Raw genomic sequence first — 19,980 nt, forward strand, 5'->3', positions numbered from 1 at the left:
TGCCCACGCGAAAGCCGCGTTCGCCCCGGCGAACGCGGCTTTCGCGTCGCAGCAGCCGGCTCCGCAGCCCCGGCCGAGGGCCGGAGGGCCCGCCGGACCGGTTCCACCTGCCTTTACACCCCACCGGCGCCCGTGTTTTGATGGTGGTAACCCGGGTGCGAGGGGCGTGGTGGTGCCTGCAGCCAGGCCGGCCAGGGCTGCGGGTCCGGGCCCAACCCTTCCGGCAAGGGACTACATGGGCCAGCTGACCTGATAGTTCACCACGATGGTCAGCGCCGCCAGCACACCGGCCAGCAGTTTCGCCGCACGGTAAAGCATCCCCGTCACCTCCACCCGCGTCCGGCCGGTCCCGCCCCTCCCGCTGATCCCGGGCGGCGACCGGCCGCTCCTTGTCGCGGCCCGGCCCGTTCCCTCCGGCCCTGCTAGGAAAAGGTTACGACAAGCACCCGCAAGATCCTCCTAAATTCGAAAAAATAGGACCGTGCTTCGACTTTTTTCGTCATGTTGTGGCACAGGCAGGCTGCAGCGCCGGCACCAGTCCGGCTACATACATCCTTCGCCGCTGCCACGGCCAACCTGTCCCTTGCCCAGACGCCCTTCTTGTCGAAGGGCGTCTGGGACCCGGGGCTCCCCGCCGGACTCCAGGGTCACGGGCCGGAAGCCCCTCGCCGGGGGCCAGACCCATGCGGACGGGGCCACCGCCCGGGCCGGGGTCCGGAAGCCCGGAACCCGGCTTTGGAGCCGGGTTCCGGCGGCCATGCCCAGGTCCGGCGCCTCCCGCGCCTCCCTGCGGCCCACTCCCCCAGGCCTGACCCTGCTGGCATCATTCCCACTCGATGGTCGCCGGGGGCTTGGACGTGATGTCGTAGACCACGCGGTTGACGCCCTCCACCTCATTGGCCAGGCGGCGGGCGATACGGTCGAGGACCTCGTGGGGCAGGCGGGCCCAGTCGGCCGTCATGCCGTCCCCCGAGGTCACCGCCCGCACGGCCACCGCCTCGCCGTAGGTGCGCCGGTCGCCCATCACGCCCACGGTGGGCGTGCCCGTCAGGACGGCGAAGGCCTGCCAGAGGCGACCCTCCAGCCCGGCCCGCCGGATCTCCTCCCGGACGATGCGGTCGCAGGCCCGCAGCCGTTCCAGCCGCTCGGCGGTCACGGGCCCCGCCATGCGGATGGCCAGCCCCGGGCCGGGGAAGGGCTGCCGCTGGACGATGGCCTCCGGCAGCCCCAGCCGGCGGCCCACCTCCCGCACCTCGTCCTTGAACAGGTAGCGGAGCGGCTCCACCAGCCGGAACGCCAGGTCCGGGGGCAGGCCGCCCACGTTGTGGTGGCTCTTGATCGTCGCCGCGACGCCGCCCCCGCTCTCGATCACGTCGGGATAGGTGGTCCCTTGCACCAGGAAGGGGATGGGGCCCAGTTCCTCGGCCAGGCGGCGGGCCTCTTCCTCGAACACGCGGATGAAGGTCTCGCCCACGGCCTTGCGCTTGGCCTCGGGGTCGGCGATGCCGTCCAGGGCGGCCAGGAACCGGTCCCGGGCATCGACCACCCGCAGCTCAATGCCCAGCCCGGCCAGGCTTTCTTGGACCTCCTCCACCTCCCCCGCCCGCAGCAGGCCCGTGTCGACGAACACGCAGGCCAGCCGGGGCCCGATGGCCCGGTGGACCAGAACCGCCGCCACGGTGGAGTCGACCCCGCCGCTCAGGGCGCAGAGGGCCCGGGCTCCCTCCAGCTGGCGGCGCAGGGCGGCCATCGCTTCCTCGACGAAGCCGGCCATGGTCCAGCCGCCCCGGCAGCCGCACACGCCGTAGAGGAAGTTGGCCAGGATCTCCCGGCCCCGGGGGGTGTGGCCCACCTCGGGGTGGAACTGGACACCCAGCCAGCGGCCGCCGCCTCCCTCCACCGCGGCAAAGGGCGAGGCGGCCGTGCGGGCCAGGACGGTGAAGCCCGGCGGCAGCGTTTCCACCCGGTCGCCGTGGCTCATCCACACGTCCAGGCGCGGCCCCAGGCCGGCCAGCAGGCGGCCGGGTTCCTCCACCTCCAGGGTCGCCGGGCCGTACTCCCGCTCTTCCGCGCGGGCCACGCGCCCGCCCAGCTGGTGGACCATGAGCTGCATGCCGTAGCAGATGCCCAGAACGGGCACCCCGGCATGCCACAGGCCGGGATCGCACTGGGGGGCACCGGGCTCGTAGACGCTGGCCGGACCGCCGGAAAGGATCACGCCCCGCGGCCGGTGGCGCAGGATCTGGGCCAGCGGCGCGTTGTGGGGCAGGACCTCCGAGTACACCCCCAGCTCCCGCACCCGGCGGGCGATGAGGTGGCCGTACTGGGAGCCGAAGTCCAGGATCACCACCCGCTCGGCGGGTTCGGCCGGGGAAAGGGGGGAACGGGCATCGGACATGGTCCCATCGCTCCTTTTCATTGACGGCATGATACCATGGCCCGGCCTGAAGCCGGTCCCCCTTGACACGCCGGTCCCCCCTGAAAGAGCACGCCGCGGGGTTCCGCCCCGCGGCGTGCTGTGTTCCGGGAAGGGTGCCGCGCGCCAGCGGCTTGCGGCCACCCCGATCGGGCCGGTTCCTTCGCAGCGACCGGATCAGAAGTCCATGTCGCCCATGCCGCCGCCGGCCGCTTCCTTCTTGTCCTCGGGCAGGTCGGCCACCAGCGACTCGGTGGTCAGCACCATGGCGGCGATGCTGGCCGCGTTCTGCAGCGCCGAACGGGTCACCTTGGCCGGGTCGACGATGCCCCGGGCGAACATGTCGCCGTACTCGCCCGTCAGGGCGTCGAAGCCCTCGTTGTCGGGCAGCTGCTTGACCCGCTCGACCACCACGGAGCCCTCCAGGCCGGCGTTGGTCGCGATCTGGCGCAGGGGCTCCTCCAGGGCGCGGCGGACGATCTCGATGCCCATCCGCTCGTCCTCGTTGCGGGCCTCCACCTTGTCCAGCGCCTTGATGGCGTGCACGAGCGTGGAGCCGCCACCGGGGACGATGCCCTCCTCCACCGCCGCCCGGGTGGCGGAGAGGGCGTCCTCGATGCGGTACTTCTTCTCCTTCAGCTCCACCTCGGTGGCCGCGCCGACCTTGATCACGGCCACGCCGCCGGCCAGCTTGGCCAGCCGCTCCTGCAGCTTCTCGCGGTCGAAGTCCGAGGTGGTCTCTTCGATCTGCCGCTTGATGACGTTGATGCGGGCCTTGATCTTCTGCGGATCGCCGGCGCCTTCGACGATGGTCGTGTTCTCCTTCTCCACGACCACCTTCTTGGCGCGGCCGAACATGTCAGGGGTGACGTTCTCCAGCTTGATGCCCAGGTCTTCGGAGACCACCTGGCCGCCGGTGAGGATGGCGATGTCCTCCAGCATGGCCTTGCGCCGGTCGCCGAAGCCGGGCGCCTTCACCGCGCAGGACTGCAGGGTGCCGCGGATCTTGTTGACCACCAGGGTGGCCAGGGCCTCGCCCTCCACGTCCTCGGCGATGATCAGCAGCGGCTTGCCCCGCTCCACCACCCGCTGGAGGACCGGCAACAGGTCATTGACCGAGGAGATCTTGCGGTCGGTGATCAGGATGAAGGGGTCCTCCAGGACGGCCTCCATGGCCTCCGGGTCGGTGACGAAGTACGGCGACAGGTAGCCCCGGTCGAACTGCATGCCCTCCACGACCTCGACGGTCGTGTCCAGGGTCTTGCTCTCCTCGACCGTGATGACGCCGTCCTTGCCGACCTTCTCCATGGCGTCGGCGATCATCTTGCCGATCTCTTCGTCGTTGGCGGAGATGGAGGCCACCTGCTGGGTCGCCGACTTGGTCTCCACGGGCTTGGCGATCCGCTTGATCTCCTCCACCACGGCGGCGACCGCCTTCTCGATGCCCCGCTTGACCAGGATCGGGTTGGCGCCGGCGGCCACCACCTTCATGCCCTCGCGGACCATGGCCTGGCCCAGCACGATGGCGGTGGTGGTCCCGTCACCGGCCACGTCGTTGGTCTTGGTCGCCACCTCGGTCAGGAGTTTGGCGCCCATGTTCTCGAAGGGGTCCTTGAGTTCGATCTCCCGGGCGATGGTCACGCCGTCGTTGGTGATGGTGGGGGAGCCGAACTTCTTCTCCAGGACCACGTTGCGGCCCTTGGGCCCCAGCGTGATCTTGACGGCGTTGGCGACGGTGTTCAGCCCCTTTTCGAGGCTGCGCCGCGCCTGCTCGTTGAAGACCAGCTGCTTCGGCATGCCGCTTCCCCTCCTCGGTTACTGAACGATGGCCAGAATGTCCCGTTCGCTGAGGATCAGCAGCTCCTCGTCATCCAGCTTGACCTCGGTGCCGGCGTACTTGGAGAAGATGACCCGGTCACCTTCCTTGACCTCCAGGGGCACCTTCTGGCCATTCTCGAGGATGCGGCCCGTGCCCACGGCCAGGACCTCACCCTGCTGGGGCTTCTCCTTGGCCGTGTCCGGCAGGATGATCCCGCCCTTGGTCCGCTCCTCTTCCTCCAGCACCTTGACGACCACCCGGTCGCCGAGAGGGCGCAGCTTCACCGAAACGGTCCCTCCCTTGGGCTGCGGCTGAACGCTCACCGCCGTGCACCTCCCTGAAAGGATGCAGGTTGGTTCCGGGGCGCCCGGCCACAGCGCTTGGATGATGGGTTGCAGGATGACCGGCCGGCGGGCCGGCGGGCCGGAGCCCCCGGGCCGCTACGACGCCTGTCCTGTTAGCACTCCCTTTCGGAGAGTGCTAAGCCACCGACTATGGTAAGGCGGCCAAAAACGGTCGTCAAGCCCCGATTTGGCCGCCGCTCCCAACTCGGCCGCTTATCCTGTTCCCGCGCGAGGGGCGCTTTATGCGTGGCGGGTCAGGCATGGCCGGAGGGTGCGCCTGAGGGCGGGGGCGGCAGAGGGTGGCCCGGCGCGTCGTGACCGCCCCCCTGCAGGATGGCCACGGCATGGGCCAGCAAGGGTTCCAGCGCCGCCAGGCACTCGGCCACCCCCCGGGGGCTGCCCGGCAGGTTGACGATCAGGGTGCGGCCCAGGATGCCCGCCACCCCCCGGGAAAGGTAGGCCATGGGGTTGGCCGCGCCCGTGGCGGCCCGCATCCGCTCGGGCAGCCCGGGCACCAGGCGCTCCACCACGTCCAGGGTGGCTTCCGGCGTGACGTCCCGGGGCCCCAGGCCGGTGCCGCCGGTGGTGAAGACGATGTCCGCCCGCCCGGCCGCGGCCCGCAGCCAGCGGGCGATGGCGTCCCGGTCATCGGGCACGACGCCGCGCTCCACCACCACCGCCCCGCCCTCGGCAGCCCAGCGGGCCAGGTACTCGCCGCTCTCATCCCGGCGCCAGCCCTGGCTCACCCCGTCGCTCACGGTCAGGATCGCCACCCGCACGCCTTCACCTTCCCTTCCGGTCCCCCGGGTTGCGGGTCTGCGGGGCCCCGGGGGCACGGGTTTCCGTCATGGCTGCGGGCCCGGGGGCCCCACCGGCTCGCCCAGGTCCTCCCAGGCCGGCTCGTCCGGGCGAGTGTACTCGCCGCTGCGCCCGCCGGTCTTGCGCACCAGGCGGACGGCCTCGATCACCATGCCCCGGTCCAGGGCCTTGCACATGTCGATCAGGGTCAGGGCGGCCACGGTGACCGCCGTCAGGGCTTCCATCTCGACCCCCGTGCGCGCGGTGGTGCGGGCGGTGGCCTGGATCTCCACGCCCTCGGCGCCGAGCCGGAAGTCGACGGCCACCGCGTCCAGAGGCAGGGGATGGCAGAGCGGGATGAGCCGGCCGGTCTCCTTGGCCGCCAGGATGCCCGCCACCCGGGCCACGGCCCAGACGTCCCCCTTGGGCACGTCGCCCGCGCGCAGGCGGGCCAGGGTGGCCGGCGCCATGCGCACCCGGCCCCGGGCCACGGCCTCGCGGAGGGTGACGGGCTTGCCGCTGGTGTCCACCATCCGGGCCCGGCCCGCCCCGTCCAGGTGGGTCCATCCCTGGTCCCCTGCCGCCAGGCCCGGCCCGGTCCCTCCGGCGCCGGCCGGCGCCCCGGCGCCGGGAACCGCTCCCTGTCCGGAAGGCAAGGGCTCCCTCACCAGGGGATCACCTCCACCTCCGCACCCGCCGGCAGGCCCTCGATCTCCAGGGGCAGGTGGACCAGCCCCTGGGCGCCCGTGAGGGCCGAGATCAGGCCGGACTTGCGGGGCTGGGGGCGGGCACCGTACTCGCCCCCGCGCCAGATCAGGGCCACGGGTACGTACTCTTCCCGGCCCGGCGGGCGGCGCAGGGCCGTCTCCAGGCGCGCCCGGATGCGGGGGCCGGGACCGGGCTCGGGTGCAAGCCCCAGCCAGCGCTGGATCAGCGGCCGCACCAGCAGCCGGTAGACCACCAGCGCCGAGACGGGGTTGCCGGGAAGGCCGAACACCGGCTTGCGCCCCGCCATGGCGAAGAGGGTGGGCTTGCCCGGCTTGAGGGCGATGCCGTGGAGGATCACGCCGGGCGGCTCCAGCTCGGCGGCCAGCTCGGCCGTCAGGTCGCGCTCGCCCACGGAGCTGCCGCCCGAGATCAGCACCAGGTCGGCAGCCGCCAGGGCGGCCCCCAGGGCCTGCCGGAAGGCGTCCGGCTCGTCCGGCACGTAGACGGGGTCCAGGGGTTCGGCGCCATCCTGCCGCAAGGCGGCCGCCAGGGCCACCCCGTTGATGTCCCGGATCTGGCCGGGTGCAGGCTCCCGGCCGGGAGGAACCACCTCGTCGCCGGTCAGCAGCAGGGCGACCCGAGGTCCCCGGGCCACGGTCAGGCGGGTGACGCCCGCGCCCGCCAGGGCACCCAGCTCCGCGGGCCCCAGCCGGCGCCCGGCCGGCAACAGGGCCAGGCCGGCGGCGGCGTCCTCGCCCCGGGCGATGACGTTGTCGCCGGGGCCGGCAAAGCGGTGCACCAGCAGCCACGGTCCCTCCCGGGTGGTGTGCTCGAACATGACCACGCAATCGGCGCCGGGCGGCAGCATCCCGCCCGTGGGCACGGCCACCGCCTGGCCGGGTTCCACCGTCACCCGGGCGGGTTGGCCGGCCAGCACCCGGCCCGCCACCTGCAGGCGGGCGGGCCGGCCGGGCTCCACGCCCCGCAGGTCCTGGCTGCGCACGGCATAGCCGTCGACGGTCGCCCGGTGAAAGCCCGGGACGTCCTCGGGGGCGTAGACGGGCTTGGCCAGCACCCGGCCCAGGGCCGCGGCCAGGGGCACCTCTTCCGTCGCCAGGGGCGGCCGCCCTGCCGCCGCCAGGATCCGCTGGAGGGCCTCGGCCACCGTGGGGAGCCCGGCGCTGGGGAAGGGCGCCCGGAAGCCACCGCCCGGCAGGCCGGACTCCGGCGAGGAAGCCGGTGCCGGCCCACCGCCCGGATCCGGGACCGGTCCCTGGGATGCGCTACCGGCCGCGGTTCCCGCCCCCGCGGGCGCGGGGGCCCGGGGTTCCCCGGCGCGAGCCGCAACGTCCGGTTCGTGGCCTGGTTCGGGTTCGTACCCCGCCACGGCAGGCACCTCCCCTCGCTGCGGGCCGCCGCCTGGGCGCGCCCGCAGGCCGCAGGACGGGCGAGCCTGCGAGCCGCAACCTGTGCCGGCGGGACGACGCCCGGGGCTTACGAATCCACCCGGATCAGGGTCGCCTCGCCCTGGCCGCCACCGCTACAGATGGTGGCGATGCCGTACCCGCCGCCCCGGCGCCGCAGCTCGTAGGCCAGGGTCAGGAGGATGCGGGCGCCGCTGGCACCGATGGGGTGCCCCAGGGCCACGGCCCCGCCGTTGACGTTCACCTTCTCCGGGTCCCAGCCGCCCAGCTTCATGGTGGTCAGGGCCACGGCGGCAAAGGCCTCGTTCACCTCAAAGAGGGTGATGTCGTCCCAGCCGAGGCCGGCCTTCTGGAGGGCCCGCTCGGCAGCGTAATAGGGCACGGTGTGCAGGTAGGGCGGGTCCAGCGAGGCCTGCCCCTGGCTGACGATGGTGGCCAGGGGCTTGAGGCCCAGGGCCCGGGCCCGCTCGGCCTCCATGAGGACCAGGGCGGCGGCGCCGTCGTTGATGCCCGGGGCGTTGCCCGCCGTCACCGTGCCGTCCTTCTCGAACGCCGGGGGCAGGGCGGCCAGCTTCTCGTAACTGGTGTCCCGGCGCGGCGCCTCGTCGGCCTCCACCCGGGTCACCTGGCCCTTGCGCCCCGGCACCTCCACGGGGACGATCTCCTCCGCCAGCCGCCCCGCGTCCATGGCCGCCACGGCCCGCTGGTGGCTGCGCAGCGCCCAGCGGTCCTGCTCCTCGCGGGTGATGCCGTACTCCGCCGCCACCCGGCTGCCGTACACGCCCATGTGGCAGCCGCCGAAGGCGCAGAGCAAGCCGTCGGTGAGCAGGGCATCCTCCAGCTCGCCGTGGCCCATGCGTGCGCCCCAGCGGGCCTGGCGCACCAGGTACGGCGCCTGGCTCATGCTCTCCATGCCGCCCGCCACCACCACGGCCGCATCCCCGGCCCGGATCAGGGCATCCGCCAGGTTCACGGCCCGCAGGCTGGAGGCGCAGACCTTGTTGATGGTGTCCGAGGGCACCGTCACCGGCAACCCCGCCTTGACCGCCGCCTGGCGGGAGGGAATCTGGCCCGCCCCCGCCTGGACGACCATGCCCATCAGCACGTAGTCCACCTGGTCGCCGGCGACCCCGGCCCGTTCCAGGGCCGCCCGGATCGCCACGGCGCCCAGCTCCACCGCCGGGACGTCCTTCAAGGCCCCGCCGAACTTGCCGAAGGGCGTCCGTGCCCCGTCGATGATCACGGTTTGCTTCACCGAACTCTCCCCCCGCACGGCCGGCCTCAATGGAGCAAATCCGAGGCGATGCCCCGGCCCCGGGGACGCCGCCGGCGAACCCGCCGGGGCGACAGGGCCGGCCTCTACCGGGCAGTTCGGGCTGTAAGGGTCCGTTCCCTGCGTGCCGCAAGGTCAGCCGCCGGGTGCCGCCGTGGGGACCAGCAGCTGGGCGCGCACCGTCCCCACCAGGTAGAGGCTGCCGCAGACCAGCACGGGCTGGCCCGGTCCTGCTTCCTGCAGGGCCCGCTCCAGGGCCGCCAGAGGCTCCCGCTGGACGGCCACCGCCACCCCATGTGCGGCCAGCGCCCCGGCCAGCCGCTCCGCCCGGGCGGCCCGGGGCGAGGGGGGCTCCGTCACCACCGCCCGCGCCGCCACCGGGGCGATGGCGGCCGCCGCCTGTTCCACGTCCTTGTCGTCCAGCATGCCGGCCACCAGCACCACCCGGCGATCGGGCCAGAGGGCCGCCACCGTCCGGGCCAGGGCCGCCATGCCGGCCGGGTTGTGGGCCCCATCCAGCCAGATCTCCCGGCCCCGCCACCGGACCCGCTCCATGCGGCCGGGCCAGCGCGCAGCGGCCAGGCCGCGTTCCACCGCCTCCCGGGTCACCGGCAGGCCCCGTTCCGTCGCGGCGGCCGCCAGCAGCGCCGTCACCGCCACCGCGGCATTGGCCACCTGGTGCGGTCCGGCCAGGGCCAGGGGCAGCCGGTCCCAGCGGGCGGGGACCGGGGCCGGCCCCCGGTAGTCCCAGCAGGCCCCGTCCGGACCCGCCGAGCGCAGCCGGTAGGTGGCCACCGCCGCCTGCCCGCCCTGGTCCCGCGGATCCCGCGCCTCCGGCGCCGCCTCCTCGGGGCGCACCTCCCACAAGGGCGCCCCCAGGGCCGCCGCCTCCCGGCGCAGGACCGCCAGGGCCGCCGGATCCAGGGCGCCCGTCACCAGGGGGACACCGGGCCGGGCGATGCCCACCTTGTCGTAGGCGATGGCTTCCACCGTGGGCCCCAGCCGGTCGGTGTGGTCCAGGGCCACGTTGGTGACCACCGCCACCACCGGCCGCGGCACCGTGTTGGTGGCGTCATAGCGGCCGCCCAGGCCCACCTCCAGCACCACGGCGTCGGGCCGCCGCGCCTGGACCAGCAGGAAGAACACGGCCGTCGCCACCTCGAACTCCGTGGGCGGCTCCACCCCTCCGCCGGCCGCCAGGGCCGCCGCTGCCCGCCGCACCTGCTCGACGGCGGCGGCCAGCTCCACCCCCGACACCGGCCGGCCGTCGAAGCGGAACCGCTCCTCGTAGTGGACCAGATGGGGGGAGGTGAAGAGGGCCGTCCGGTAGCCCGCCGCCCGCAGGATGGCCTCCATCAGGCTGGCCGTCGACCCCTTGCCGTTGGTTCCGGTGATGTGGTAGACGGGCGGCAGGCCCTCCTCGGGGTGGCCCAGCCGCTCCAGCAGGCCACGGATGCGCTCCAGCCCCAGGCGCATGCCGAAACGGCCGAGCCCCTGCAGGTAGGCTACCGCTGCCTGGCCCGGCGCCCGCCCTTCCGCACCGCTCTTCCGTTCCTGCAACCCTGGCGTCCCACCTTGGCGGCCGGGCCGGCTCGTCCCGCCCGGGCTCAGAAGGTGTTCCGAACGTTCAGACCCGGCCCAGCCAGTAGTTGGGGGGCTCCTTGGTCACCGTGACGTCGTGGGGGTGGCTCTCGACCAGGCTGGCGCTGGTGATGCGGACGAACCGGGCCTGGCGGCGCAAGGTCTCGATGTCCGGCGCCCCGGCGTAGCCCATGCCCGCCCGCAGGCCGCCCACCAGCTGGAAGACCGTCTCCGACAGGGGGCCGCGATAGGGTACGCGGCCCTCCACCCCTTCGGGGACGAACTTCGCCTCGCCTTCCTGGAAGTAGCGTTCCGCGCCCCCCTCCTTCATGGCGCCCAGGGAGCCCATGCCCCGGTACACCTTGAAGCTGCGGCCCTGGAAGATCTCCAGCTCGCCCGGCGCCTCCTCGGTTCCGGCGAACAGGCTGCCGATCATCACCGCGCTGGCGCCGGCGGCCAGGGCCTTGACGATGTCGCCCGAATACTTGATGCCCCCGTCGGCAATGACCGGCACGTCGAACCTGTCCGCCTCCTGGCTGCAGTCCAGGATGGCGCTGAGCTGGGGGAAGCCAGCCCCCGTCACCACCCGGGTCGTGCAGATGGAGCCCGGCCCCACGCCCACCTTGACGGCGTCGGCCCCCGCTTCGATCAGCGCCCGGGTGCCCTCGGCGGTCACCACGTTGCCGGCGATGAGGGGCACCTGGGGATGGCGCCGCTTGAGGGCCTGGACCGTCTCCAGGACGTTGCGCGTGTGGCCGTGGGCGCTGTCGACCACCAGCACGTCGACGCCGGCTTCCACCAGGGCATCGGCCCGCTCGAGGCCCGCCGGGCCCACGCCCACCGCCGCTCCCACCAGAAGGCGCCCCCGCTCGTCCTTGGCCGCGTTGGGGTAGCGGATCGCCTTCTCGATGTCCTTGATGGTGATGAGCCCCCGCAGCCGGCCCGCGCCGTCGACCAGCGGCAGCTTCTCGATCTTGTGCTGCCGCATGATCTCCCGGGCCCGGGCCAGGGTGGTGCCCTCGGGCGCCGTCACCAGGCCCTCCCGGGTCATCACCTCGGCGATGGGCCGCTCCAGATCCTCCTCGAAGCGCACGTCCCGGTTGGTGATGATCCCCACCAGGATCCCGTGGCCGTCGACAATGGGGACACCGGAAATATGGTAGCGCGCCATGAGCTCCAGGGCATCGCGCACCCGGTGATGGGGTGAGAGGGAGAAGGGGTCGACGATCACCCCGTGCTCGGAGCGCTTGACCTTGTCGACCTCGGCCGCTTGCCGCTCGGGCGGCATGTTCTTGTGGATGATGCCGATGCCGCCCTCCCGCGCCAGGGCGATGGCCAGGCGGGCCTCGGTGACGGTGTCCATGGCGGCGGAGACCAGAGGGATGCGGATGCGCAGCTGGCGGGTCAGGCGGGTGGAGACGTCGACGTCGCGGGGAAGCACTTCCGAGGCTGCGGGGATGATCAGCACGTCGTCAAAGGTGAGTCCTTCGCCGGCGATCTTGCCGGCGGCCGCGCGGCCGGTTCCTCCGGCCAGCCCGTCGCCGGCCGGTCCGGCCGTGATCGGATCGGCCCTCACGTTTCGCCCCTCCCCACCGGGTTCATGGCGGTCGGGCGGGCCGGGGACGAAGCCGGCCGCCCGGCGCACCCGGGTTATTGGTTCCATACGTAACACGGCAGGGTGGGCCTTTCAATGGGGACCGGAAACCAGTGTACGGATCGCGACCAGTGTACGGGTCGCGGCCGACCCGTCAGGCCGGCGTCACCGCCTGGAGGCGCCGGGCCAGGTCCCGGGCCACCGTCCAGATGTCGCCGGCGCCCATGGTCAGCACCAGATCGCCGGGCCGCACCGTGGCCAGCAGGTGCTCGATCAGGTCCTCCCGGCTGGCGAAGAGATCCACGGGCCGCCCCTCTTCCTGGGCGATGCGCTCGGCCAGGACGGCGCTGGAGACGCCAGGGATGGGGCGCTCGCCCGGCGGGGCGTAGATCTCCGTAAGGATCACCTTGTCGGCGTCGCCGAAAGCCCGGGCGAACTCGTCCATCAGCAGGCGGGTGCGGGAATAGCGCTGGGGTTGGAAGACGGCGATGACCCGCCCCGCAGCGCCCCGGCGCTGCCGCGCCGCACGCAGGGTGGCCCGGATCTCCGTCGGGTGATGGGCGTAGTCGTCCACCACCAGGATGCCGTCCCGGTCGTGGATCACCTGGAAGCGCCGCTTGGCACCGTGGAACCCCGCCAGGGCCTGCGCCGCGACGCCGAAGGGAACGCCCACCTCCAGCCCCACCGCCAGGGCGGCCAGGGCGTTCAGCACGTTGTGCTCCCCCGGCACCGCCAGGGTGACCTCGCCCAGGGGCCGGCCGTCCTGCCAGACGCTGAAGCGCGTTCCCTCCGGGCCGGTCTGGACGTCCCGGGCCCGCAGGTGGCAGTCCTCGGCCTCCACGCCGTAACGGGCGACCCGGACCCGGCCGGCCGGCAGACCGGCCAGCAGCTGCCGGACCACGGGGTGGTCGCCGCAGGCCACCACCAGGCCGCCCGGCCGCACGTTGCCGAGGAAGCCCCGAAAGGCATCCAGCAGCCGCCGGAAGTCGCCCTCGTAGTGGTCCAGGTGCTCGGGCTCCACGTTGGTGACCACGGCGATCCGGGGGAAGTAGCGCAGGAAGGTGCCGTCGCTCTCGCAGGCTTCGGCCACCACCCAGGGGCCATGTCCCAGCCGCGCCGTGGCGGCACCGAACTCCGGCACCTCGCCGCCCACCAGCACCGTGGGGTCGAGCCCGCCGGCCACCAGCACCAGGCCCGTCATGGCCGTGGTGGTGGTCTTGCCGTGGGTGCCCGTCACCGCCACGCCCTGCCGGTGGTTGAGCAGGTCGGCCAGGACCTGGGAACGGTGCCAGACGGGGATGCCCGCCTGGCGGGCGGCGACCAGCTCCGGGTTGTCGGCCGGCACGTCGGTGTTGTAGACCACCAGGTCCGCACCCGCCACGTGGCGGGCATCATGGCCGATGTGGACCTCCGCCCCGTTCCCGGCCAGCCACCGGGTGCGATCGGAGGGGCGCACGTCCGACCCGCTGACCCGGGCGCCCCGGGCCAGGAGCACGCGCGCCAGGCCGCTCATGCCGTAACCGCCGATACCGATGAAGTGCACCCGCTTGCCCGACCAGTCCATGGGGGGCGCGTACCCCGGTTCCTCCATCGCCCGTTCCACCTTCCCTGCATCTATGCCCCCATGAATTCGCATCGCGCCGCCCGTTCCCTTGTCCACCGCCGGCCGCCCGGCGCACTTCACGATGTATGCCGCGGGCCCGCGGGTTGCCACGGCGGCCTGCCGGGGCCTATAGCCAGAGCTTCTGAAGGCTAGCTTGGGGTCGCGGGCTGGAAAACATTCGCACCGGGCGGGACCGGCCCGGCCAGCAACCCGGCGGCCTGCTCCCGGCCGCCGCCGGCCCCGGCGGCATGCGCGGAACCGCCGCCCTCAGCCCCGGCAGCCGATGGGCCGGGCCGGCACGCCACCCACCACCGCGCCCGGGGGCACGTCGGCGTTGACCAGGGAGTGGGCCGACACGACGGCGCCGTCGCCGATCACCACGCCGGGCAGGACGGTGCAGTTGGCTCCGATCATCACGTCGCGGCCGATGACCACCGGCCCCGTCCGGTACTCGCCGATGAGGAACTCGTGGGCCAAAAGCACGGTGTTGTAGCCGATGATGCTGTTGTCGCCCACCTCGATCAGTTCCGGCCAGAAGACGTCCACCATGGCCATGAGGCCGAAGGCCACGTCCCGGCCCACCTTCATCCCCAGGCGCCGGTAGAGGAAGTTCTTCACCCCGAACCAGGGCAGGATCCGGCAGAGGGAGATCACCAGGAAGTTCCACGCCACCCGGGGCAGGCTCTTGGCCTCCCGCCAGTAGTGCAGCGAGTTGCGCCCCGGCGGCACCGGGTGCCGGCGCAGCCGCTGCTGGCGCGGCACCGCCTGCCAGGCCCCCTCCCCGCCGGACGAACCGGCCCCGCCCGGCCTTGGGTTGCCGCTTCCGGCGGCCGCCAGGGCCTGGGACCAGGCCATCTCCCCCGGCGGCCGGCCGCCTCCGCGCCGCGCCTGGGCCTGCCCGTCCCCTGCCGCCACCATGGCCACCCCTCCCGCGCTAAAACCATTCGTCCAGGGGCGGGTCGGGATCGACGTCCAGCTCCAGCCCGTCCCGGCGCCCCCGCCGCCAGGCGGCATACCCCGCCGCCGCGATCATGGCCCCGTTGTCGGTGCAGAGAACCGGGGGCGGGCAGGCAAGGTTCAGGCCGGCCTCCCGGGCCGCGGCCTCCAGGTCCCGGCGCAGGCGCCGGTTGGCCGCCACGCCGCCGGCCAGGTAGATCTGCCGCGCCCCCACCTGCCGGGCGGCCCGCAGGGTCTTGGCCACCAGGACGTCCACCACGGCCTGCTGGAAGCTGGCGGCCAGGTCGGGCAGGCGGGCCTCCAGCTCGCCCCGCCGCTGCGGGTCGCGCCATCCCCGGCGCTCCAGCTCGTAGAGCACCGCCGTCTTGAGGCCGCTGAAGCTGAAATCCAGCGAGTCGTCGTCCAGCATGGCCCGGGGGAAAGGAAAGGCCTGGGGATCGCCCCGCTCGGCCAGGCGGTCGATGACCGGCCCGCCCGGGTAGCCGAGCCCCAGCTCCCGGGCCACCTTGTCGAAGGCCTCGCCGGCGGCGTCGTCCCGGGTGCCGCCAAGCCAGGCCAGGCCCCCGCCCTCCTGCAGGTGGAACAGGTCGGTATGGCCGCCCGACACCACCAGCGCCACCGCGGGGTAGCGGGGCTCGGGGGCCGGTTCGTCCCCGGGACCGGCCAGGAAGTTGGCGTAGATGTGCCCCGCCAGGTGGTGGACGCCCACCAGCGGCTTGTCCAGGGCCCAGGCCAGGGCCTTGGCCAGGGAGACCCCCACCAGCAGGGCGCCCACCAGGCCCGGCCCGCGGGTCACCGCCACCAGGTCGACCTCCGCCAGGGTGATGCCGCTGCGGGCCAGGGCCTCCTGCAGCAGGGGCACGGCGTTGGTCACGTGGCGCCGGGACGCCAGTTCGGGCACCACGCCGCCGTAGCGGCCGTGCTCGCCCGTCTGGCTGAGGATCACGTTGGCCAGGATGCGGCGGCCGCCCGCCACCACGGCGAAGCTGGTCTCATCGCAGCTGGTCTCGATGCCCAGGGTGAGGTGGGGCCGGCTCACGGGCGCTCGCTCCCGCCAGGGGCCGCGCCGGCACCGGTGGCCGGCTCCGTCCCGGCCTGGAGCCCGGCATCCCGGCCGGTGGGCGGGGCGTCCTCCCCCTCCGCCGCCACGGGTCCCGGCGGGTCCAGGCGGTCGCGCCACATGATGATGGCGTCCTCCCCGTTGTCCACGTAATAACCCCGCCGGATCCCGCAGGGGCGGAAGCCATGGCGCAGGTAGAGCCGCTGCGCCACGTGGTTGCTCACCCGCACCTCCAGGGTCATGCGCCGGCAGCCGTACCGCAGGGCCCGTTCTTCCAGGGCGGTGAGCAGGCGGTTGCCGATCCCCCGGCCCCGGAACTCGGGGTCGACGGCGATGGTGGTGACGTGGGCCTCGTCCAGGATGCACCACATGCCCGCGTACCCCACCAGCCGGTCCCCGTGGCGGGCCACGATGTAGTCGGCATAGAGGTTGTCGCGCAGCTCGCTGGCGAAGGCCCGCTCCGACCAGGGGGTGGGGAAGGAGCGGCGCTCGATGGCCAGCACCAGCGGCAAATCGCCCGGCGTCATGGGGTCAATGCGGATCTCGCCGGGCTGGCTCTGCACGTCATGGGATAGGGCCACCCCGCTCACCTCCCGCGAGGGCAGTTCCATCATAGCATCTTGCCCTGCCGGGGCGTGTCGGGCCACGGCAGGGGTTACCGCGCGTCGCCGGCTCCCCCCGGGCAGCCAGGGGCCTTCGGGCGGTGGGCCATGTCCCGCCCCGGCCAGTGGGCGGGCGGGGGAAACCCGTGCACCGCAGCCCACCTGCCCGTCAGGAGCTGCGCCCCGTCCCGGACGGGGGGATGGGGTGGGCAGAGGGATGAACGTAAGGCCGGTAGGTCGAACCGGCGGGCAGGTACAGGGGCGCCAGGGTGCCGGGGTCGTCGCCCCCCGCCGCCAGCCGGTCCTGGGCCAGCCGGGCCACCGCCAGGGGAACGGCCCCGGGGTCGGGCACCACCATGGGGCCCGGCCCCGGTCCCGGGCCGGGAGCCGAACCTGCCGGGCCCTCCCCCGCCGGCGCCGTGGCCCGGCCACCCCGGTCCCCCCGGTCTCCCTGGGCTTCCCGGTCCTCCCGGCCTGCCCTGGCCCCGTCCCGGCCGCCCGGCGCGAACTCGGCCCCGTGCACCGGGTCGATGACCAGCACCCAGCCCCCGGCCGCCACCCCCGGGGTCGCCCGGGTGTCGCGTTCAGCGCCGGCCAGGCGGGAGGCATCGGCCGGCGCCGGGGGCACCGCCGGCACCGCCGCTACCGCCGGTACCGCCGCGGGCCCGGCCAGCCATTCCCGCAACATCGCGGCGCTCACCAGGCCGGGACCCCACAGGCGCCGGAGGAGCGGGATGCTGCCTGCCGGCCGGGCCGCGGCCACCGGGTTGCTGGTCGCCGTCCCGGCGGGCCCGTCCGCCGCGGCAGGATCACCGGCGGCTTCGGCCCCACGGCCGCCCGGCGAGTAGATCGCTGCGTAGAACTCCCCGCGCCGGGCGGGCCGCGCCACCAGCCACAGGCGGCCGGCCGCCCCGTCCCGGGAGGGTGCGGAGGGTGCCCCAGCGGCCGCCAGGGCCACGGCATCCAGCGTCCCGACGCCGGCCAGGGGGCAGCCCAGGGCCACCGCCAGCCCCTTGGCCGCTGCCAGCCCGATGCGCAGGCCGGTGAAGGAGCCGGGGCCCAAGGCCACCGCCACCCCGCCCAAATCCCGGGGGCCGATGCCGGCCTGCCGGCAGAGCCGGTCCACCGCCGGCATCAGGGCGCGGTTGGTGCCCGGCGCGGCCAGTTCTTCCGCCCCGGCGGGCTCCCCGTCCCGCACCAGGGCCACCCCGCAGCGGGGCCCCGAGGTGTCGATGGCCAGGATCCAGGTCAATGCCAGCCGCCGTCCTTTCCCGGGAGGGTGTCAAGGAGACGCGCGGCCCGCGGCCCCTGGGCCCGGGCCGTCACCCGGCGGCCCTCCCCCGCCGGCAGGGGAGCCAGCTCCAGCCAGAGGGCTCCGGCGGGGATCCACCCCGGCGCCCGGTCGGCCCATTCCACCACCACGGCGCCGGACGCCTCCATCTCCGCCGGGTCGACCACGTCCCGCAAGGCCTCCTCGCCCTCCAGGCGGTACAGGTCCAGGTGATACAGGGGCAGGCGGCCCCGGTAGAGGTGGACCAGGGTGAAGGTGGGGCTGGCCACCCGCCCGCGGTAGCCCAGCCCGCGGGCCAGTCCCCTGACCAGGGTGGTCTTGCCGGCCCCCAGGGGTCCGGTCAGGGCGATCCAGTCGCCCGGCGCCAGGGCGGCGGCCAGGCCTTCACCCAGCCGCTCCATCGCCTCCGCGGAGGGGATCGTCACGGTCCGGGAGCCCGTCACCGGCGGCTCCCCCCCTCGCCGCCCGCCTGGTCAAAGAGGTTCAACTGGTGGACGCCGTCCCCGGGCGGGACGCCGTTCCCGGACGGCACGCTGTCGCCAGGCGGAACCCGGTCCCTGGAGCCGGCCGGTGGGGTCCCGCCCTCGGGCTCCCGGGTCGCAGCGGCTTCCTCCGCTGCGGCTCCCGCCGCGCCGGCCACCGGCCCGCCAGCGCTCCCCGCGGCCGCGGCGCTCCCCGCCGCCCAGGGTTCCTCGCCCGCCGGGACGCGGCGCCGGTCCGCCGCCGGGGCCGGCCCTTCCGCACCCGGCGGGTAGTGGGGCGCCACGTGGGCCGGGTCGACCAGTTCCCGGTACTTGTCGATCACCTTCTTGAAATCGTGCCAGCACTCCCGCTTCAGGGCCGGGTTACGCAAGAGGGCCGCCGGGTGGTAGGTGGGCATGTACCAGACCCCGTCCCGGACGATCCACTGGCCGCGGGCCCGGCTGATGCGGGCGGCGGGGTCGACCAGCGCCTGCAGGGCGGTGGATCCCAGGAGCACCACGATCACGGGCTGCACCAGCCGCATCTGGGCCCGCAGGTTGGGCAGGCAGGCGGCCCGTTCTTCCGGGGTGGGGGTGCGGTTGCCGGGCGGCCGGCACTTGACGATGTTGGCGATGTAGACGTGGCGCTGCCGGTCGAACCCGCAAGCCGCCAGGATGCGGTCCAGCAGCTGGCCGGCCCGGCCGACGAAGGGCCGCCCCAGGCGGTCTTCGTCGGCCCCGGGCCCCTCGCCGATGAGCATCAGGCGGGCCGACGGGTTGCCGTCACCGAAGACCACCCCTCGGCACCCTGCCCGCAGGCCGCAGGCGGTGCAGCCTTTGACCACCTGCTCCAGCGTCGCCATGTCGTGGATGCGCATCAGCTCGGCTTCCGGTCGTGCCACGGTACCAGGCCGCCTCCTCCACCGGCTGCCGGTCCCCTCCCCGGCCACGGTCCCTCCACCACATGCCGGTTCGGCTCGCCGCGGGGATCGCCTACCTCGAGGGCCCGCCGGCCAGTCGGCCCGCCGGCCGGATCTCGCCCACCGTCTCACCCCGGGTGTTGGTCACCGCCACCCGGCCCCACCGCGCCTGGAGGGACCCGGCCCCCGGCGGCAGGAGGCCCAGCCGCCCCAGCAGGGCCAGAATGGCCACGGGCCGGGCGCGATCCTGGCCGTCGGCGATCTTCAGCGCCACGGCGTGCCCGGTGTCGAGGGCTCCGGCGTAATATCCCTCCGCCCCCACCTTGCCGATCCACGCCCCGCCCGTGGCCCGGATGACCTCGGTGTCGAACTGGCCGGCCCCGCGGATCATGGTGGGATGGGCGATCAGCGCCCGCCGAATCCGTTCCAGAGCCGGTCCCAGGTGGTCGAGACCGGGGGGCAAGAGGTCGGGGCGTCCCAGGTACCGGAACATGCGGGCCACGTCCACCAGGGGCAAGGCAAAGGTGACCACCCCGCAGCCGTCCACCGCCTCGCGCCAGCGGGGACCGCCGGGCTCGAGACCCGTCAGGGCCGCCACCAGCTGGCGTACCGCCTGCTGCACCGGGTGGTCCGGCCGGTGGTAGCCCTCCACCGGCCAGCCCCGGTACCGCGCCAGTGCCAGCATGCCGGCGTGCTTCCCCGAACAGTTGTTGTGCAGCCGGGTGGGCTCGCCGCCCGCCGCCTTCAGGGCCTCGACGGCCGCGGGGCTCGACAGGGGGTGGGGCCCGCAGGCCAGGTGCTCCGGCCCCAGCCCCAGTTTGGCCAGCATGGCGGCCGCCCGTTCCACGTGCTCCGGTTCCCCGGCGTGGGAACCGCACATCAGCGCCACCTCGGCGTCATCGAAGCCGAAGGCGCCGGCGGCACCCGCCGCCACCACCGCCAGGGCCTGGAAGGGCTTGAGGGTTGACCGCAGGAAGGTGATGTGCTCGGGATCGCCCAGGGCCGCCACCACCCGGCCCTGCTTGTCCACCACCACCGCGTGACCGGCATGGCGGCTCTCCACCCAGCCGCCCCGGGTCACTTCCACCAGCCATTCGGGTTCCATGCCACCGTCTCCAATCGCCTTCGC

Annotated in this window: 17 protein-coding genes; all 17 read right to left on the reverse strand. The window is 74.1% G+C overall.

The genetic code is table 11. The annotated features are described in order from the left end of the window. Positions 1-823: 823 nt before the first annotated feature. Positions 824-2,398: a glutamine-hydrolyzing GMP synthase gene (gene guaA / locus ACZ5T9_RS00990; RefSeq protein WP_464833475.1), complete on the reverse strand. Its 1,575-nt coding sequence runs from the start codon at positions 2,396-2,398 to the stop codon at positions 824-826. Between the two features lie 195 nt (positions 2,399-2,593). Beyond that, entirely contained in the window at positions 2,594-4,213 is a 1,620-nt protein-coding gene (groL, locus tag ACZ5T9_RS00995) for a chaperonin GroEL (protein ID WP_006904572.1), read from the reverse strand. Positions 4,214-4,231: 18 nt separating this feature from the next. Beyond that, positions 4,232-4,558, reverse strand: coding sequence for a co-chaperone GroES (gene groES, locus ACZ5T9_RS01000; RefSeq protein WP_006904573.1), 327 nt, complete (start codon positions 4,556-4,558; stop codon positions 4,232-4,234). A gap of 275 nt (positions 4,559-4,833) precedes the next feature. Continuing rightward, a complete protein-coding gene (locus tag ACZ5T9_RS01005; protein WP_464833476.1) occupies positions 4,834-5,358 on the reverse strand; it encodes a MogA/MoaB family molybdenum cofactor biosynthesis protein in 525 nt (174 codons plus the stop codon). A 66-nt stretch (positions 5,359-5,424) separates the two neighbouring features. Next, positions 5,425-6,045, reverse strand: a complete 621-nt coding sequence (moaC, locus tag ACZ5T9_RS01010) for a cyclic pyranopterin monophosphate synthase MoaC (protein WP_464833478.1) — start codon at positions 6,043-6,045, stop codon at positions 5,425-5,427. Further along, entirely contained in the window at positions 6,042-7,472 is a 1,431-nt protein-coding gene (locus tag ACZ5T9_RS01015; protein WP_464833479.1) for a molybdopterin molybdotransferase MoeA, read from the reverse strand. Before ACZ5T9_RS01015 ends, moaC begins: the two co-directional genes overlap by 4 nt. Before the next feature lie 107 nt (positions 7,473-7,579). Further along, complete coding sequence (locus ACZ5T9_RS01020) at positions 7,580-8,764, reverse strand: acetyl-CoA C-acetyltransferase (protein WP_464833480.1); 1,185 nt, start codon at positions 8,762-8,764, stop codon at positions 7,580-7,582. 153 nt (positions 8,765-8,917) lie between these two features. Then, positions 8,918-10,342 carry a bifunctional folylpolyglutamate synthase/dihydrofolate synthase gene (locus tag ACZ5T9_RS01025; protein WP_464833481.1) on the reverse strand — a complete coding sequence of 475 codons (1,425 nt, stop codon included), beginning with the start codon at positions 10,340-10,342 and terminating at the stop codon, positions 8,918-8,920. 67 nt (positions 10,343-10,409) lie between these two features. Further along, on the reverse strand, positions 10,410-11,897 hold the full coding sequence (gene guaB, locus ACZ5T9_RS01030; RefSeq protein WP_464834463.1) for an IMP dehydrogenase: 1,488 nt from the start codon (positions 11,895-11,897) through the stop codon (positions 10,410-10,412). A 214-nt stretch (positions 11,898-12,111) separates the two neighbouring features. Continuing rightward, a complete protein-coding gene (murC, locus tag ACZ5T9_RS01035) occupies positions 12,112-13,548 on the reverse strand; it encodes a UDP-N-acetylmuramate--L-alanine ligase (RefSeq protein ID WP_464833483.1) in 1,437 nt (478 codons plus the stop codon). Positions 13,549-13,827: 279 nt separating this feature from the next. Further along, the gene (locus tag ACZ5T9_RS01040) at positions 13,828-14,478 is read right to left on the reverse strand and encodes an acyltransferase (RefSeq protein WP_464833484.1); all 651 of its coding nucleotides are present in this window, start codon (positions 14,476-14,478) and stop codon (positions 13,828-13,830) included. A 16-nt stretch (positions 14,479-14,494) separates the two neighbouring features. Continuing rightward, on the reverse strand, positions 14,495-15,556 hold the full coding sequence (gene tsaD, locus ACZ5T9_RS01045) for a tRNA (adenosine(37)-N6)-threonylcarbamoyltransferase complex transferase subunit TsaD (RefSeq protein ID WP_006904582.1): 1,062 nt from the start codon (positions 15,554-15,556) through the stop codon (positions 14,495-14,497). Then, the gene (gene rimI / locus ACZ5T9_RS01050; protein WP_464833486.1) at positions 15,553-16,158 is read right to left on the reverse strand and encodes a ribosomal protein S18-alanine N-acetyltransferase; all 606 of its coding nucleotides are present in this window, start codon (positions 16,156-16,158) and stop codon (positions 15,553-15,555) included. Before rimI ends, tsaD begins: the two co-directional genes overlap by 4 nt. A gap of 190 nt (positions 16,159-16,348) precedes the next feature. Then, complete coding sequence (gene tsaB / locus ACZ5T9_RS01055) at positions 16,349-17,431, reverse strand: tRNA (adenosine(37)-N6)-threonylcarbamoyltransferase complex dimerization subunit type 1 TsaB (protein WP_464833487.1); 1,083 nt, start codon at positions 17,429-17,431, stop codon at positions 16,349-16,351. Continuing rightward, entirely contained in the window at positions 17,428-17,913 is a 486-nt protein-coding gene (gene tsaE / locus ACZ5T9_RS01060) for a tRNA (adenosine(37)-N6)-threonylcarbamoyltransferase complex ATPase subunit type 1 TsaE (RefSeq protein ID WP_006904585.1), read from the reverse strand. Before tsaE ends, tsaB begins: the two co-directional genes overlap by 4 nt. Continuing rightward, a complete protein-coding gene (locus ACZ5T9_RS01065; RefSeq protein WP_464833488.1) occupies positions 17,910-18,833 on the reverse strand; it encodes a uracil-DNA glycosylase in 924 nt (307 codons plus the stop codon). Before ACZ5T9_RS01065 ends, tsaE begins: the two co-directional genes overlap by 4 nt. Positions 18,834-18,924: 91 nt before the next feature. Then, positions 18,925-19,956 carry an asparaginase gene (locus tag ACZ5T9_RS01070; RefSeq protein WP_006904587.1) on the reverse strand — a complete coding sequence of 344 codons (1,032 nt, stop codon included), beginning with the start codon at positions 19,954-19,956 and terminating at the stop codon, positions 18,925-18,927. Between the last annotated feature and the right edge of the window lie 24 nt (positions 19,957-19,980).

It is taken from the genome of Thermaerobacter nagasakiensis (assembly GCF_055396825.1).